Consider the following 15,117-nt stretch of genomic DNA (forward strand, 5'->3'; position numbering starts at 1 on the left):
AGTCCGATATGCCTGAAATGACCAGTTGTGATGCAATATCCGGTGGGTTCGTGACCCGTGAGGGCTCCGGCACCGCGCAACAGCACAACAAGCAGAGGGAGGTTGGCGATGACCAACCGCGCGTACGTGATCGCAGGGTCGGAGGCCACCGGCGGCGCCGGGATCCAGGCCGACCTCAAGGCCTTCCAGGAACTGGGCGTCTACGGGATGGGGACGATCACCTGCATCGTCTCCTTCGACCCCGGGAACGACTGGGGCCACCGCTTCGTCCCGGTCGAGCCGGGCGTCATCGCCGACCAGATCGAGGCGGCCACCGCCTGCCACGACCTCGACGTCGTCAAGATCGGCATGCTCGGCACCCCGGACACGATCGACGTGGTCTCCGAGGCGCTCCAGCAACAGCCGTGGCGACACGTGGTCCTCGATCCGGTCCTGATCTGCAAGGGCCAGGAGCCCGGTGCCGCGCTGGACACCGACAAGGCCCTGACCGCGCAGATCCTGCCGCTGGCCACCGTCATCACCCCGAACCACTTCGAGGCCCGCACCCTCGCCGGGATGGAGTCCCTCGACACCGTCGACGACCTCGTCGAGGCCGCCCGCCGCATCCGTGAGCTCGGCCCCGCGCACGTGGTCGTCAAGGGCGGCACCGAACTGCCCGGGCCCGACGCCGTCGACGTCTACTTCGACGGCGAGGAGGTCACCGTCCTGCGCGCCCCCAAGATCGGTGAGGAGCGCGTGAGCGGCGCGGGCTGCACCTTCGCCGCGGCGATCACCGCCGAGCTGGCCAAGGGCGCCGAGGTGGGCGAGGCCGTACGCACCGCCAAGGCCATGGTCCGCGAGGGCATCGCCGAGCGCCTGACCACACGCGCGCCCTTCGCCTCCGTCGTCCCGATCGAGCCGTCCGAGGTCTAGGCCCCGCCTCCCGGGGTAGCGCCCCCGGCCGCCGGGAGAGACACCTCACTCCCGCGACATCCGTGGCCCCGGAGATGGTTCAACCGCCCGCGGAGCGGACAGGGATCCCGGTAGAACAGATCGAAGGAGGCTCCCATGTCCGAAGAGGACAAGGCTGAGAACAAGTTCGACGAGTTCAAGGGCAAGGCCAAGGAGGGCCTCGGCAAGGCCACGGACAACGAACAGTGGCAGGCCGAGGGCAAGGCCGAACAGACCAAGTCCAAGCTCAAGCAGGCAGGTGAGAAGGTCAAGGACGCCCTCACCCCGGACAACGGCCCCAAGAGGGACCAAGGCTAGTCCGGAGCAGGACTCCGGGGAGGTCCCGTGCGCGGGGCCTCCCCTTCGTGTCGCGGGAGGCCGGGTTCACGGGGGTGCCGCCCCGCTGCCGGACCGCCCCGGCCACGCGGCGCCCGGAGCCGGGTTCAGGCCCGCGGCTCCTCGGGCGCGGTGTCGCCCAGGGAGAGCAGCAGCTTGCGCATCAGGGCGGCGAGCTGGTCCCGTTCGGCCGCGTCCAGCCCTTCCAGCAGTCTTGCCTCGTTGGCCACGTGCCCCTCCGCAACCCGGTTCACCAGGTCCAGTCCCCCACCGGTGAGGCTGACCAGGACACGGCGTCGGCTGGCGGGGTCCGCCCGGCGGTGCACCAGCTCCCTGCGGACGAGGCGGTCGACCCGGTTGGTCATGGCGGCCGAGCCCACCATCATCATCCGCACCAGCTCCTTGGCGGTCAGCTGGTAGGGGGCGCCGGACCGCCGCAGGGTGGCCAGCACGTCGAACTCCCAGCGCTCCAGGTCGTACTCCGTGAGCAGCTCGCTGATCCCCCGGCCCAGGATCTGCTGCAGACGGTTCGTCCGCCCGATGACCCCCATGGGTGAGGTGTCGAGGTCGGGTCGCTCACGTGCCCATTGGGCGAGGAAGAGGTCGACGGCGTCGTTCATCCGGCGATCATAGCGCCGCACCCTTGACGGACCGGACCCGTGCGCATAATCTTTCGACATCGAACAATTAGACGCCGAAAGGTACCCCGTGGCGCCTCCCACCGTCGCCCTCCCGCCCTCCGTCGGCTTCCCAGCCGAGGAGCGCCGCCGCCCCGGCCGACACCCCCTCGCCCGCCCCGCCTTCGGCGAGCGCTACGGGGAGGGGCTGTGACCGGCCGCGGCCGTGTCGCCGCGGACTCCCTGCTCACCGTGCTCGCCCCGGCGGTCTGGGGGAGCACCTACCTGGTCACCACGGAGTTCCTCCCGCCCGACCGCCCGTTCCTGGCCGCGATGGCCCGCGCCCTGCCCGCCGGGCTCCTCCTGCTGCTGTTCACCCGGTCGCTGCCCGCCGGCGTGTGGTGGTGGCGTTCGCTGGTCCTCGGCACCCTCAACATCGGCGCCTTCCTCTACCTGCTCTTCGTCGCCGCCTACCTGCTCCCGGGCGGGATCGCCGCCCTGGTGATGTCGGTCCAGCCGGTCGTGGTGCTGCTGTTGGGGGCCCTGCTGCTACGCCAGGCGGTCCGGCCCGTGCACCTCCTGGCCTGCCTGCTCGGCGCCGCCGGGGTCGGCCTGCTCGTGGTGGGCCCCGAGGCCGCCCTGGACCCGGTCGGCGTCCTCGCCGGACTGGCCGCCGCGGTCTCCATGGGCACCGGCGTCGTGCTCACCAAGCGGTGGGGGCGACCCGAAGGGGTGGGCCTGCTGGGCTTCACCGGCTGGCAGCTCACCGCGGGCGGACTCGTCCTGCTGCCCGCCACCCTCGTGCTGGAGGGGCTGCCGACCTCGGTCACCGCGGTCAACCTGGCCGGGTTCGCCTACCTGGGGCTGATCGGCGCGCTGCTCTCCTACGCGCTGTGGTTCCGCGGCCTGGAACGGCTACCCGCCCTGGCGGTCTCCTTCCTGTCCTTCGCCAGCCCGCTCACCGCCACCGTCCTCGGCTTCCTCGTGCTCGACGAGACACTCAGCCCGCTCCAGGGGATCGGCGCGCTCGCCGCGGTCGGGGCGGTGCTGCTGGTCCAGTTCACCGCGCACCGGCCCCGCCCCGCGGCGGAACCCGACGGCGCCTCCGGGGCCGGCGCCCGCGGAACAGGAGTGCCCGGGGCCCCGACCGCCCTGAGGTCCGGGGCCCCGGAGGCCGCAGTCCGATAGGGCCCCCGGGGCCCCGGGGGGTGTCCGTCCCACGCGGCAGCGGCACCGTCCGCACCGGTCAGCCGACCGGGAGGAAGCCCAGGCGCAGGTGGTGGCGTCCGGCGGACAACCGGTGCTCGGGAAGGACACCCGGACCACAGGAGGCCGATCCCAGGCCGTGCTGGGCAAGGTCCAGCCCCAGGTGGATCCGGTCCTGCGGGGACAGCTCGTGCGGGTGCCCGGCGGCGTCCAGGGCGCGGTCGTCCCAGCGCCGGGCCGTCAGGGCGAAATCCGGTCCGCCCTCGATCCGCAGGCCCGCCCCGTCCGGTCCGCGGAGCTCGGCCCAGCGGACCCCCATCCGGTTCCCGTTCTCCTGCGGACGCAGGTAAGGGGTCTGCAGGCCGTCCACCGTGTCGAGGAACCGACCGACCCGCACCCCCTGCGCCATGTCCCGGTACGCCTCCCCCGGTCCGTAACCGAACCACTCCACCTCGCCCAGTTCGGCGGGGACCGTCAGGGCGAGGCCCAACCTCGGCAGCGGGCAGATCCACTCCCCCGTCGCCTCCGCCGTCAGGTCCAACCACAACCGGTCACCGTTGCCGGTCCACCGGTAGACCACGTCCATGCCCAGGTCGCGGGCGGCCGGGGCGACCCGGGTACGCACCACAACGGCGTCGGGTCCCGCCTCCACCGCCACCCGCCGTTCGGTGAGCCGGTCCAGGCCGACCGCCCGCCAGAGGGAGGAGACCGCCAAGCCGTGCAGACCGTCGTCGTTGTCGGTCGGCGCCCGCCACAGGTTCAATCCGGGAGCGCCCACCGCCACACCGCCCACCGAGCGCAGCCGCCCCGTCCTCGGGTCGAACATTCCCGGCCCGACTCTGAGCACCCCGCCGTCCACGACCGGCGCCGAGAGCGGTGCGGTCGGTTCCCCGGGCGCGGAGCCCTCCGCGCCCGGACCGGTGGCGCGGCCGGGGACGGGGGGAAGGACGCGGGCCTGGGCCCAGGCGACCTCGTGGCCCGTCTCGGCCCAGGCGCACCCCTCGGTCAGGTGCGCGGAGACCGTCAGCCAGCTCTCCTGCCCGGTCGCGCCCCCGGCCGCGGTCGGCAGCGCGATCCCGACCTCCTCCCCCGGCCCCAGCAGCGGTACCGGAAGGGGGCCCTCCGCGGTCAGGACCCCTTCCGCCTCCAGCCGCCAGCGGAACTCCAGCCCGGAGGTGTCCAGTACCTCCTGGCCGTTGACCACCCGAACCGTGCCGGCGTCGGCCCCTGCCGCCGCGTCCGTCCCCGCGCCCGGGGCCGTTTCCGTTCCGGCCCCGGGTTCGACGGTGATCCGTACCGGGGCGAAGGTCCGGGCCAGGGCGGTCAGCCCCGGGCTCGGGGTGCGGTCGGGGAACAGCAGCCCGTCCGCCACGAAGTTGCCGTCGTGCAGCTCCTCGCCGAAGTCGCCGCCGTAGGCGAACCACTCCGTGCCGTCCGCCTCCCGCCGCCGCACTCCGTGGTCGATCCACTCCCAGACGAACCCGCCCTGGCAGCGCGGGTACCGCTCGAACAACCGCTGGTACTCCTCCAGACCGCCCGGGCCCGGACCCATCGCGTGCGCGTACTCGCACAGCACGAACGGCAGGCCGCGCCGGTGCGCGTCGGCCTCCGGGTCCTCCGTGCGGGGTTCACGGTGCTGACCGATCGCCTCGACCTCGTCGTGCGGGGCGTACATCAGCGAGTACACGTCCGCGTAGGAGCTGTCCCGGTCGCCCTCGTAGTGCACCGGCCGGGTGGGGTCGTGCTCGCGCGTCCACTCCGCCATCGCACGCAGGTTCTCCCCGGTGCCCGCCTCGTTGCCCATCGACCACAGGATGACGCTCGGGTGGTTGCGGTCCCGGGCCACCGTGCGCCGTATCCGGTCCAGGTAGGCGTCCCGCCAGCGCGGGTCGTCGGAGGGGTTGCCCCGCCAGCCCACCACCTCGAACCCGTGCGTCTCCAGGTCGCACTCGTCCACCACCCACAGCCCCAGCTCGTCGCAGAGGTCGAGGAAGTCCGGGTGCGGCGGGTAGTGGCTGGTGCGCACGGCGTTGACGTGGTGCCGCTTCATCAGCAGCACGTCCTCGCGCATGGTCTCCCAGGGCACCGCACGGCCGTGGTCGGGGTGCCACTCGTGGCGGTTGACCCCTCGCAGCAGCAGGGGAACCCCGTTCACGCGCAGTCGCCCGCCCTCGGTGTCCACCGTCCTGAAGCCCACGCTCAGCCGGACCCGTTCCCCCGGTGCGACCACCTCGGCGTCGTACCGGCGCGGGACCTCGGCCGACCACGGTTCCACCGGACCGACCTCGTGCACGGTCCCGGTCCCGGCTCCGAGGAGGCCCATCTCGGGCAGGTCGACCACGGCCTCCGCGGAGCCCACGACGTCCACCCGCAGGGTGCCCGTGCCGGTCCGGTGGTCGTAGTCGGCGCGCACCGTGACGTCCTCGACCCCCCGGTCCGGCCGGGACAGCAGGGTGACGTCGCGGAAGATCCCGGACAGCCACCACATGTCCTGGTCCTCCAGGTAGCTTCCGGCTGACCACTGGTGCACCCGTACCGCCAGGACGTTGCGCCCCGGCCGCAGCAGGTGCCCCACCTCGAACTCGCTGACCAGGCGGCTTCCGGTCGCGAAGCCCACCTCGGCTCCGTTGAGCCACACCCGGAAACAGGAGTCCACCCCGTCGAAGCGCAGCACCGACCCGCCCGCGCGGGCCCCCGCCCCGGTCTCCGTAGGCCAGTCCCCGGGCAGGTCGAACTCCCTCCGGTGGTCACCGGTGGGGTTCTCGTCCGGCACGTGCGGCGGGTCGAGCGGGAAGGGGTAGTGGATGTTGGTGTACGCGGGGGCGCCGTAGCCGTGCATCTGCCAGTGGGAGGGGACCGGCAGCGCGTCCCAGGCGGAGTCGTCGAAGTCCGGCTGCTCGAACCCGCCGGTCCCGCTCTCCGTCCCGTCGGTGGCCTCCGGCAGCAGCCGGAACCGCCACGAGCCGTTCAGTGCGAGTTCCGGGGCGTTCGAGGACAGCCGGGCGCGCGGGGCGCGGGCTCCGGCGGAGGGGGTGAAGCCGTCCAGGTAGGCGGCTTTCGTCCCGGGCGTGGAACGGGTGTGCGCGAAGGACACTCAGCTCTCCCTTGGGGGTACGGCCTGCGCCGGGTCCGGGTTCGGCGTCCAACGGCCGGACCGGTTCGGAACGCCGCGCGCCCGTGAGCACCGCCGCAGGGAAACACCCACATAGTCAACACTTCACCCAGCACCTGTCAACACTTACAAACAAGGATCAACAAAAAACCAGATACAGGCCAGCATTGACAACGCAAACAAACCTCAGGACACTACTTTCGAACAAGAACCAACAGAGCCAACCGCCTTGGGAGACGGATGCTGGCCGCACAACGGCAGGAGCTGATCCTCGAACAGGTCCGGCGGGACGGGGGCGTGCGCGTCACCGAGCTCGTCGAGGCCCTCGCCGTGTCGGACATGACCATCCGGCGCGATCTCGACACCCTGGAGGGCCGCGGTGAGCTGCGCAAGGTCCACGGCGGCGCCGTCGCCCCCGAGGGGGCGCGCACCGAGGAGCCCGGCTTCGAGGCGAAGTCGACGCGGCAGTCCGGGGAGAAGCACGCGATCGCCCGCGCCGTCGCCGGTCTGGTCCGCCCGCACAGCGCCGTGGGGCTGTCCGCCGGAACCACCACCGCCCTGGTCGCCGAGTACCTGCACCGGACCCCCGGGCTGACCGTCATCACCAACTCGGTCCACGTGGCCGAGGTCTTCTACCGTTCCGAGCGCACCGACCAGACCGTGGCCCTCACCGGCGGTTTCCGCACCCCCTCGGACGCCCTCGTGGGGCCGATCGCCCTGGCCTCCGTGCGCGGGCTCAACCTGGACACCCTCGTCCTGGGCGTGCACGGCATACACGAACGGGCCGGGTTCACCACACCCAACCTGATGGAGTCCGAGACCAACCGGGCCCTGGTGGAGTCGGCCGACAGCCTGGTGGTCGCCGCCGACCACACCAAGTGGGGCACGGTCGGCATCAGCACCATCGCCCCGCTGGACCGCTGCGACGTACTCGTCACCGACGAAGGGCTGTCCCCCGCCGCACGCGACACCCTCCAGGACCGCGTGGGCCGCCTCGTGGTCGCCGAAGTCCCCCGGGAGGACCGATGAGGAAGACCTCCGCACGCCTGGCCGACGGCCGGGAGATCATCTACTACGACGAGGACGGCGGCACCCGGGCACCGGCCCCGGACCTGCGGGAGCTGCCGCCCGCCGTCCCGGGCTCCGAACTGCGCTGGGACCCGCTCAGACGCGAACAGGTGATCCTCGCCGCCCACCGCCAGGGCCGCACCCACCTGCCGCCCAGCGACGAGTGCCCGCTGTGCCCCTCCGAGGGCGGCCGACTCACCGAGGTGCCCTCGTCCTCCTACGACGTGGTGGCCTTCGAGAACCGCTTCCCCGCCCTCAGCGGCACCGAGGGCCGGTGCGAGGTGGTCTGCTTCTCCTCCGACCACCACACCTCCCTCGCCGGGCTCGGCCCCCGCCGCCTGCGCACCATCGTGGACGCCTGGGCCGACCGCACCGAGGAGTTGTCCGCCCGGCCCGGGGTACGGCAGGTGTACGTCTTCGAGAACCGGGGCCCGGAGATCGGGGTGACCCTGCACCACCCGCACGGGCAGATCTACGCGCTCCCGTTCGTCACCCCCCGGACCGAGCGCGACCTGGAGTCGGCCCGCCTGCACCGGGCGGAGACCGGGCGCGACCTGTTCGCCGACATCCTGGCGGCCGAGGCCGCGGGGCCCCGTGTGGTGCTGGCCAACGAGCACTGGACGGCCTTCGTGCCCGAGGCGGCCCGCTGGCCGGTGGAGGTGCACGTGTACCCGCACCGGGCCGTGCCCGACCTGCCCGCGCTGGACGGGGCCGAGCGCACCGCGCTGGCCGAGCTCTACGGCGACCTCCTCGGACGGGCGGACCGGCTGTTCGACGGCCCGCTGCCCTACGTCTCCGCCTGGCACCAGGCGCCCGTCGGCGCCCCCGGGCCGCGCGGGCCCGCCCGGCTGCGCCTCGAACTGTTCTCCGTGCGGCGCGCCCCGGGCAGGCTCAAGTACCTGGCCGGGACCGAGTCCGGCGCGGGTGTGTTCAGCAACGACGTGGCCCCCGAGACCACGGCCCGACGACTCAGGGAGGCCTGACCGTGAAGCTCCTCGTCACCGGCGGCGCCGGCTACATCGGCAGCACCGTCGCCGCGCTCCTGCTGGAGGCGGGGCACGGGGTCACCGTGCTCGACTCCCTCTCCACCGGGCACCGCGACGCCGTCCCCCCGGGCGCGGCCCTGGTCGAGGGGGACGTCCACGGGGCCGCCGACGTACTCGACCCGTCCTTCGACGCGGTCCTGCACTTCGCCGCGAAGTCACTGGTCGGCGAGTCCGTCCAGGACCCGGGCCCGTACTGGGCCAACAACGTCGGCGGCACGCTGGCGCTGCTGGAGGCGATGCGCAGCCACGGGGTGAACCGTCTGGTGTTCTCCTCCACCGCCGCCGTCTACGGCGACCCGCCCTCCGACGCGCCGCTGCGCGAGTCCGCCCCGGCCGTGCCCGCCAACCCCTACGACGCGAGCAAACTCGCCGTGGACCACCTGCTGTCCGGCTGGGCGCGGGCGCACGGGCTGGGCGCGGTGAGCCTGCGCTACTTCAACGTCGCCGGGGCGCACCTGGGGTTCGGCGAGCGGCACGACCCGGAGACCCACCTCGTCCCGAACCTGCTCCGGGTGGCCGCCGGGCGGGCCCCGCACGCCTCGGTCTTCGGTACCGACTACCCCACCGGGGACGGCACCGCGGTCCGCGACTACCTGCACGTGGCCGACCTCGCCGAGGCCCACCTCCGGGCGCTGGAGCGCACGGAGCCGGGGGGCCACCGGGTGTACAACCTCGGGAGCGGCGGCGGGTACAGCGTCCGGGAGGTCCTGGCCGCCGTCCGGCGCGTCACCGGACACCACGTTCCGGTGGTCGACGGACCTCGGCGCGCGGGCGACCCCGCGGTGCTGGTGGCAGCCAACGACCTCGCCCGCCGGGAGCTGGGCTGGGAACCCGTGCGCACCCTGGACCAGACCGTGGCGGACGCGTGGGCCTTCGCCCGCGGGCGGGAGGCCGGCGCGTGAGCGGCGTCGCGGCGGAGTTCCGGAGGCTGTTCGGCCGGGAGCCCGAAGGGGTGTGGACCGCGCCGGGACGGATCAACCTCATCGGCGAGCACACGGACTACAACGACGGTTTCGCGCTTCCGATCGCCCTGCCCCACTCGCTCGCCGTCGCTGCCGCACGCCGCCCGGACGGTGTGGTCCGGCTGAGCTCACGGCAGTTCCCGGACGTCTTCGAGGCGCCCCTGGCCGACCTGGTCCCGGCTTCGGTGCCCGGCTGGGCCGCCTACCAGGCCGGGGCGCTGTGGGCCCTGCTCGACGAGGGGTACCCGGTCAGCGGGGCGGACCTGCTGGTGGACAGTGCGATCCCGACCGGTACCGGGCTCTCGACGTCGGCGGCGGTGTGCTGCGCGACGGTGCTCGCCGCGACCGGTCTGCACGGCTGCGCACCGGCTCCGGCCGAGGTGGCGCGGTTGGCCCAGCGCTCGGAGAACGACTTCGTGGGGATGCCCTGCGGGATCATGGACCAGTCCGCGGTGATGCTGTCCGACCAGGGCCGGGCGCTGTTCCTGGACTGCCGTTCGCTGGTGACCGAGCAGGTTCCGTTCGACCCGGCCGCGCACGGGATGTCGCTTCTGGTGGTGGACACCCGGGCGCCGCGACGCCTGGTGGAGGGCGCCTACGCACAGCGGCGGCGCTCCTGTGAGGAGGCCGCCCGGATCCTGGGGGTGCGGGCGCTGCGGGACGTCTCCTCCGAGGAGTTGCCCGGGGCGCTGGCTGCGCTCCCGGACGACCTCGTCCGCCGCCGGGTGCGACACGTGGTCACCGAGAACGCGCGGGTGCTGGAGACCGTCGCCCTGTTCCGGGAGGGTCGGCCGCGTGCGGCGGGGCCGCTGTTCACCGCCTCGCACGCCTCCCTGCGCGACGACTTCGAGGTGAGCGTGCCCGAGGTGGACACGGCGGTGGAGGCCGCCCTGTCTGCGGGGGCCCTGGGCGCGCGGATCACCGGGGGCGGGTTCGGCGGCTGTGTGATCGCGCTGGTGGAATCCGGTCTCGTGGCCGGGTGCGGCAGGGCGGTGCGTGCCGCCTTCGCCGAGCGCGGGTTCGGTGAGCCCGTGGTGTTCACCGCCCTGCCGTCCGCCGGGGCCCGCCGCCTGAGCTGAGCGGGGCCCGCCCGCGGGCGGGGGCCTCAGCGCAGGTGCGCGCCCACCCGCTCGGCCTCGGCCCCGTTCCCGATCCCCCGGTACAGCCGTACCGCCACGACCAGGTGTTCGCGCCAGTCCTGCGCCCCGGAGAGCTGGTCCACACCGGCGAGCACCTCGCGGACCTTGGCCGTCTGGTAGGTGTGGCCCCCGGACTCGAAACCGGACAGCGCCCGTTCCAGCTCCTGTCGGGCCTGCGCGGTCCGGCGTTTGCCGTTGAGCGCGCGACCGCGTTCCAGGCGCACCCTGGCGACGTCCGTTCCGTCCGCGTCCCGCCCGTCCCCCGGCGCGGTGAAGACCTCCAGTGCCGCGTCCAACCGTTCCAAGGCGTGGTCGAACCGGCCCAGACTGACCAGCGACCGCCCGCCGAGCAGGTCCAGGACCGCGATCTCCCGTGGTCCGCCGGTGGCTTCCCGGAGGGGTCGGGCGCGGTCGAACAGCGCCAGCGCGGCCTCGTCCCGCCGATCGTGCTGGGCGAGGGCCCCCATGCACTCCAGGGCGGCCGCGCGAGCCCGGTCGTCCTGGTCCGCCTCGGCCAGCGCGTGGGCCGCGGCGGCCTCCTCCCCGGCGCGTTCGAGTGCGCCGGTGTCGAGCAGGGCGAACGCCAGGATGTTGCGCATGCGCGCCTCCCACGCGGTGTCACCGAGGGCCAGCGCGGCGCGCACACCGGTCTCGGCCATCTCCAGGCGTTCGGTGGGGGAACCGCTGCCCCGCAGGTGGCTTTCGACCGCCTCCACGACCCACAGCACGGTGGTGTGGCGCTCCTCGGTTCCGGCCCAGCGCACACAGGAGGCCAGTGCCTCGCCGTTGCTCCGTATCCACTCCCTGGCCTGGCCCTCGGCCTCGTCGGAGAGCGGACGCGGGCAGGTGCTCCCGTCCGACCGGACCAGGGGTCGGCGGCGGGTGATGAGGGTCGCGGCACGGACAGCGGTCTCGGCCAGGCGGTGGATGGTCGGCTCGTCGTCCATCGGGTCGGGACTCACCGGTTCGGCCCCTTCGTCCGGAGTACTGGCGTCCGTGGAGCAGGGGTTCAGACGGGATCCGCCGAGATTTCCGTCAGTGCTCTGACCTGCACCCACAGGTGACCATGATGGGGGAACCCCGAAGAGATCACCAGGAGTTTTCCGAAACGGGGCGTGACACCGTTCACGTACTCCTCGGACAAAGCCCGCCCCACCTGTGCTTTCGTCGGGGCGGCCCCGGGCCCGGCGTCCGCATCCGGCCACGTCAGCCGGGACGGACGGCCCGTGTGCGACGCCCGTCGAGGGCGGCGGCCGCCACCCGTCCTTCCTGGCCGCCCCTTGCTGGGAGCGTTCCCATAAGCCAGGGTGCACATGGTGGATTTCCGACCTCGGAGGAATACATGGGACTGCGATTCGGCCTGCTGGGCACCGGCCACTGGGCCCGCGAGACACAGGGGGCGGCGCTGGCCGCCCACCCGGAGGCCGCCCTGACCGGAGTGTGGGGGCGCGACCCCGCCAAGGCGGCGGCGCTGGCCGCCCGGCTCGGCACCCGGCCCTACGAGGACGTGGACGCCCTGATCGCCGACGTGGACGCCGTCGCGATCGCCGTGCCCCCCGACGTCCAGGGCGAGCTGGCCCTGCGCGCCGCCCGGGCCGGCAGGCACCTGCTGCTGGACAAGCCGGTCGCCCTGTCCACAGAAGCCGCCGACGCGATCGTCGCCGAGACCGAGGCGCGCGGGCTGGCCTCGGTGGTCTTCTTCACCAGCCGTTTCTCCGACACGGTGAACGACTTCCTCGCCGGGGCCGCCGCCGACGGCGGGTGGCACGGGGTGCGGGCGACCCTGTTCGCGTCCATCTTCCAGCCGGGCAACCCGTACGGGGCCTCACCCTGGCGCCGCACGAAGGGCGGACTGTGGGACGTGGGCCCGCACGTGCTCTCGGTGGTGCTGCCCGTGCTGGGCCCGGTCGAGGAGGTCACGGCGGTCACGGGACCGCGGGACAGCACCCACGTACTGACCCGGCACCGGGACGGTGCGGTGGGTTCGCTCTCGGTGACGCTGGACGCCGCGCCGGAGGCGAACACCTTCGCGGTCGACCTGTACGGGGAACACGGGTGGCGACCGGTCCCGGGCGGGGACCGAAGCGCGGTCGAGGCCTTCGGCGCGGCTGTCGACCGCCTGTCGGACCGGGTTCGCCGCGGCCCCGGCAGCCCCGGCGACCCCTGCGACGTACGGTTCGGACGCGAGGTCGTCGCAGTGCTGGCCGCGGCGGAGGCCTCCGCCGGATCCGGCCGGACGGTGCGCGTACCCGAGGCCACCGGATCCGGTCCGGTGGCCTCGGGCTGACGCGGCGGGTCGTGGGCGCGGCGACCTGTCAGGCGGTTCCGGGTGCTTCGGTCACGGTCAGGCCGTATGGGCGTTCTTGGAGTACATGCCGTCCGCGAGGTAGACGATCCCCGCCGCGACCAGGACCTGGACGATCAGCACGAACAGGAAGGCGTCCCAGATCATGCCACCGATCCACCCACCGACGAAGGCGGCCACGATGCCCAGGAGCAGGGTCAGCCAGATGGGCAGGTGCTGCTTGCCGGGAACGACGAGCCGCCCCAGCGCACCGATGATCAAACCGATGACGATCGCGCTGATGATGCCGGAGATCTCCACGGGTCCTCCCCCAAGGTAGACGCCCTCACCCCGTTCCCGCTCAGAGCGCCCGGAACACCGTCTGAGGCCGCCCGGCCCGAAGGTTTTGCCCGTGCTTGGCGACTTCGCGTACTTCACGTGTATCCGCGCGGCGGAAGCCACCGCGTCGGACCGGCCCAGCCCGGCACGGCGGCCTTCTGCCGTCCGCAGAAGGCCGCCGGATCACCTCCCGCCGGGGACGCCCCCGGCGTAGGCTCGAAGGCCTGTACCCAGAACGACCGGGAGGCACCGATGTCCGAAAGCGTCCTACGCTCCCTGGACGGGGCCCGCAGGGGCGACCGCGACGGGGAGGGCGCGGCCGAACCCCTGATGCGCGACCTCATCGGTGACCTGCTGCGCCGCACCCGCACGGAGCAGGGCCGGACCCTGCGCGAGGTGGCCGAGGACGCCCAGGTGTCCCTCCCCTACCTGTCGGAGATCGAACGCGGCCGGAAGGAGGCCTCCTCCGAGGTCCTCGCCGCGGTCTACCGGTCCCTGGGGCTGGGCATCGCCGACGTCCTCGGGCAGCTCCACCAGCGCACCTCCACCGCCCGCTTCGAGCGGGTCGGGCAGCGTCGGGCACACCTGTCCCGCACCGACGCGTCCGTCCCCTCCCAGGCCGGGCAGGCCCTGGTCGTGTCCCTGGCGGCCTGACCCGTCCGGGCCCCGGAACCCGGGGCCCGGAACCCGGGTTCCGGGCAGTCCTCAGCCGACGGCCGGACCGGGCTCGCGGGTGGTGATGATCCCGTCCACCAGGCCGTACTCCCTGGCCTGGTGGGCGGTGAAGATCTTGTCCCGGTCGGTGTCGGCCCGCAGCCGTTCCTGGCTCTGGCCCGTGTGCCGGGACAGGATCCCCTCCACCTGGGAACGGACCCGCAGGATCTCGGCGGCCTGGATCTCCAGGTCGGCGGCCTCCCCCCGGCCCTCGGTGGAGGGCTGGTGAAGGAGTACCCGGGCGTGTTCCAGGGCCGCCCGCTTGCCCGGCGTCCCGGCGGCGAGCAGCACCGCCGCCGCGGAGGCGGCCTGTCCCATGCAGACCGTGGCCACGTCCGCGCGGACGAAGCGCATCGTGTCGTAGATGGCGGTCAGCGCGGTGTTCGAGCCGCCCGGCGAGTTGATGTAGAGCTGGATGTCCATGTCCGGGCTCTCGTAGTCCAGGTGGAGCATCTGCGCCATGACGACGTTGGCGACGTCGTCGTCGATCGGCGTGCCCAGGAAGACGATCCGCTCGGACAGCAGACGGCTGAACACGTCGAACGAACGCTCTCCGTGCGGGGTCCGCTCGACCACCATCGGTACCGTGTAACGCCCGCTCACCTGTCGCCTCCCGTCCGCGTCACGAACCCGGGCGAGGTGCCGCCCAGGCGCATCCCGCCCGCCATCTGGCCGACCGAGTCGACCACGTGGTCGACGAACCCGTAGTCACGGGCCTCCTCCGCGGTGAACCAGGCGTCCCTGTGCTGGTCCCCGGCGATGGTCTCCTCGCTCTGGCCGGTGTGCCTGGCGATGAGCCCGACCATGGTGCGCTTGGTGTGGGCCAGGTTCTCGGCCTGGATGGCGATGTCGGCGGCGGTCCCGCCCAGTCCGCCGGAGGGCTGGTGCATCATGATGCGGGCGTGCGGCAGGCTGTAGCGCTTGCCCGGGGAGCCCGTGCAGGCCAGGAACTGGCCCATGCTCGCGGCGAACCCCATGACCAGGGTGGAGACGTCGTTGGGTACGAAGTTCATCGTGTCGTAGATGGCCAGTCCCGCGGAGACGACCCCGCCGGGGCTGTTGATCGCCAGGGTGATGTCCTTGTGGGGGTCCTCGTCGGCGAGCAGGAGGATCTGGGCACAGACGCGGTTGGCGCTGTCCTCGTCGACCTGTGTGCCCAGCATCACGATGCGGCTGCGCAGCAGGCGCGCGGCGAGCTGGTCGTCGAAGGTCCCGCTCGGCGCGTACTCCGCGGCGAGCCGGTGGTGGATCGGCATGAGCTCTCCTTGCCCCGGCGCCTTGCGGAACGGACCACTCGTCCGTTCCCGCCGGTGCACCCAGCCTGCTCCGCGCAGGGCTTTGACCTCCACCTTTTCGGCCCGGGG

The 15,117-nt window shown here is 73.1% G+C and carries 16 protein-coding genes; 10 read left to right on the forward strand and 6 right to left on the reverse strand.

What is annotated here, in order from left to right; genetic code table 11:
• The first annotated feature begins 108 nt into the window (after positions 1-108).
• Together thiD and AC0VYD_RS23995 are read left to right on the forward strand one after the other, a co-directional pair.
• Positions 109-912 (forward strand): bifunctional hydroxymethylpyrimidine kinase/phosphomethylpyrimidine kinase, encoded by an 804-nt coding sequence (thiD, locus tag AC0VYD_RS23990; RefSeq protein ID WP_475477583.1) that lies wholly within the window; start codon positions 109-111, stop codon positions 910-912.
• Between the two features lie 135 nt (positions 913-1,047).
• On the forward strand, positions 1,048-1,248 hold the full coding sequence (locus AC0VYD_RS23995) for a CsbD family protein (protein WP_475477584.1): 201 nt from the start codon (positions 1,048-1,050) through the stop codon (positions 1,246-1,248).
• Positions 1,249-1,373: 125 nt separating this feature from the next.
• On the opposite strand, the gene AC0VYD_RS24000 is transcribed toward AC0VYD_RS23995, so the two are convergent.
• A complete protein-coding gene (locus AC0VYD_RS24000; RefSeq protein WP_475477585.1) occupies positions 1,374-1,886 on the reverse strand; it encodes a MarR family winged helix-turn-helix transcriptional regulator in 513 nt (170 codons plus the stop codon).
• An 88-nt stretch (positions 1,887-1,974) separates the two neighbouring features.
• On the opposite strand from AC0VYD_RS24000, the gene AC0VYD_RS24005 reads away from it, so the two are divergent.
• Complete coding sequence (locus AC0VYD_RS24005) at positions 1,975-2,097, forward strand: hypothetical protein (RefSeq protein WP_475477586.1); 123 nt, start codon at positions 1,975-1,977, stop codon at positions 2,095-2,097.
• The gene (locus tag AC0VYD_RS24010) at positions 2,094-3,071 is read left to right on the forward strand and encodes an EamA family transporter (RefSeq protein ID WP_475477587.1); all 978 of its coding nucleotides are present in this window, start codon (positions 2,094-2,096) and stop codon (positions 3,069-3,071) included. The genes AC0VYD_RS24005 and AC0VYD_RS24010 overlap by 4 nt, the downstream gene beginning before the upstream one ends.
• Positions 3,072-3,129: 58 nt before the next feature.
• On the opposite strand, the gene AC0VYD_RS24015 is transcribed toward AC0VYD_RS24010, so the two are convergent.
• Positions 3,130-6,183 carry a glycoside hydrolase family 2 TIM barrel-domain containing protein gene (locus tag AC0VYD_RS24015; protein WP_475477588.1) on the reverse strand — a complete coding sequence of 1,018 codons (3,054 nt, stop codon included), beginning with the start codon at positions 6,181-6,183 and terminating at the stop codon, positions 3,130-3,132.
• Between the two features lie 258 nt (positions 6,184-6,441).
• On the opposite strand from AC0VYD_RS24015, the gene AC0VYD_RS24020 reads away from it, so the two are divergent.
• From AC0VYD_RS24020 to galK, 4 genes are read left to right on the forward strand one after another with little or no spacing between them, the layout of a single operon-like run.
• Positions 6,442-7,230, forward strand: coding sequence for a DeoR/GlpR family DNA-binding transcription regulator (locus AC0VYD_RS24020; RefSeq protein ID WP_475477589.1), 789 nt, complete (start codon positions 6,442-6,444; stop codon positions 7,228-7,230).
• A complete protein-coding gene (gene galT / locus AC0VYD_RS24025; protein WP_475477590.1) occupies positions 7,227-8,252 on the forward strand; it encodes a galactose-1-phosphate uridylyltransferase in 1,026 nt (341 codons plus the stop codon). Before AC0VYD_RS24020 ends, galT begins: the two co-directional genes overlap by 4 nt.
• A 2-nt stretch (positions 8,253-8,254) precedes the next feature.
• Positions 8,255-9,217: a UDP-glucose 4-epimerase GalE gene (gene galE, locus AC0VYD_RS24030; RefSeq protein ID WP_475477591.1), complete on the forward strand. Its 963-nt coding sequence runs from the start codon at positions 8,255-8,257 to the stop codon at positions 9,215-9,217.
• Positions 9,214-10,356, forward strand: coding sequence for a galactokinase (galK, locus tag AC0VYD_RS24035; RefSeq protein WP_475477592.1), 1,143 nt, complete (start codon positions 9,214-9,216; stop codon positions 10,354-10,356). Before galE ends, galK begins: the two co-directional genes overlap by 4 nt.
• A 26-nt stretch (positions 10,357-10,382) precedes the next feature.
• On the opposite strand, the gene AC0VYD_RS24040 is transcribed toward galK, so the two are convergent.
• Positions 10,383-11,378 (reverse strand): tetratricopeptide repeat protein, encoded by a 996-nt coding sequence (locus AC0VYD_RS24040; protein WP_475477593.1) that lies wholly within the window; start codon positions 11,376-11,378, stop codon positions 10,383-10,385.
• Positions 11,379-11,758: 380 nt separating this feature from the next.
• On the opposite strand from AC0VYD_RS24040, the gene AC0VYD_RS24045 reads away from it, so the two are divergent.
• Positions 11,759-12,703: a Gfo/Idh/MocA family protein gene (locus tag AC0VYD_RS24045; protein WP_475477594.1), complete on the forward strand. Its 945-nt coding sequence runs from the start codon at positions 11,759-11,761 to the stop codon at positions 12,701-12,703.
• A 57-nt stretch (positions 12,704-12,760) separates the two neighbouring features.
• Here the strand turns inward: AC0VYD_RS24045 and AC0VYD_RS24050 are convergent, their stop codons facing one another.
• A complete protein-coding gene (locus AC0VYD_RS24050; RefSeq protein ID WP_475477595.1) occupies positions 12,761-13,021 on the reverse strand; it encodes a GlsB/YeaQ/YmgE family stress response membrane protein in 261 nt (86 codons plus the stop codon).
• A 270-nt stretch (positions 13,022-13,291) separates the two neighbouring features.
• Here AC0VYD_RS24050 and AC0VYD_RS24055 point away from each other — a divergent pair, with 270 nt between their 5' ends.
• On the forward strand, positions 13,292-13,693 hold the full coding sequence (locus tag AC0VYD_RS24055; RefSeq protein ID WP_475477596.1) for a helix-turn-helix domain-containing protein: 402 nt from the start codon (positions 13,292-13,294) through the stop codon (positions 13,691-13,693).
• Between the two features lie 51 nt (positions 13,694-13,744).
• On the opposite strand, the gene AC0VYD_RS24060 is transcribed toward AC0VYD_RS24055, so the two are convergent.
• A complete protein-coding gene (locus AC0VYD_RS24060) occupies positions 13,745-14,356 on the reverse strand; it encodes an ATP-dependent Clp protease proteolytic subunit (protein ID WP_473037841.1) in 612 nt (203 codons plus the stop codon).
• Positions 14,353-15,009, reverse strand: coding sequence for a ClpP family protease (locus tag AC0VYD_RS24065; protein WP_475477597.1), 657 nt, complete (start codon positions 15,007-15,009; stop codon positions 14,353-14,355). Before AC0VYD_RS24065 ends, AC0VYD_RS24060 begins: the two co-directional genes overlap by 4 nt.
• Positions 15,010-15,117: the final 108 nt, after the last annotated feature.

Source organism: Nocardiopsis sp. iso_40 (assembly GCF_056173285.1).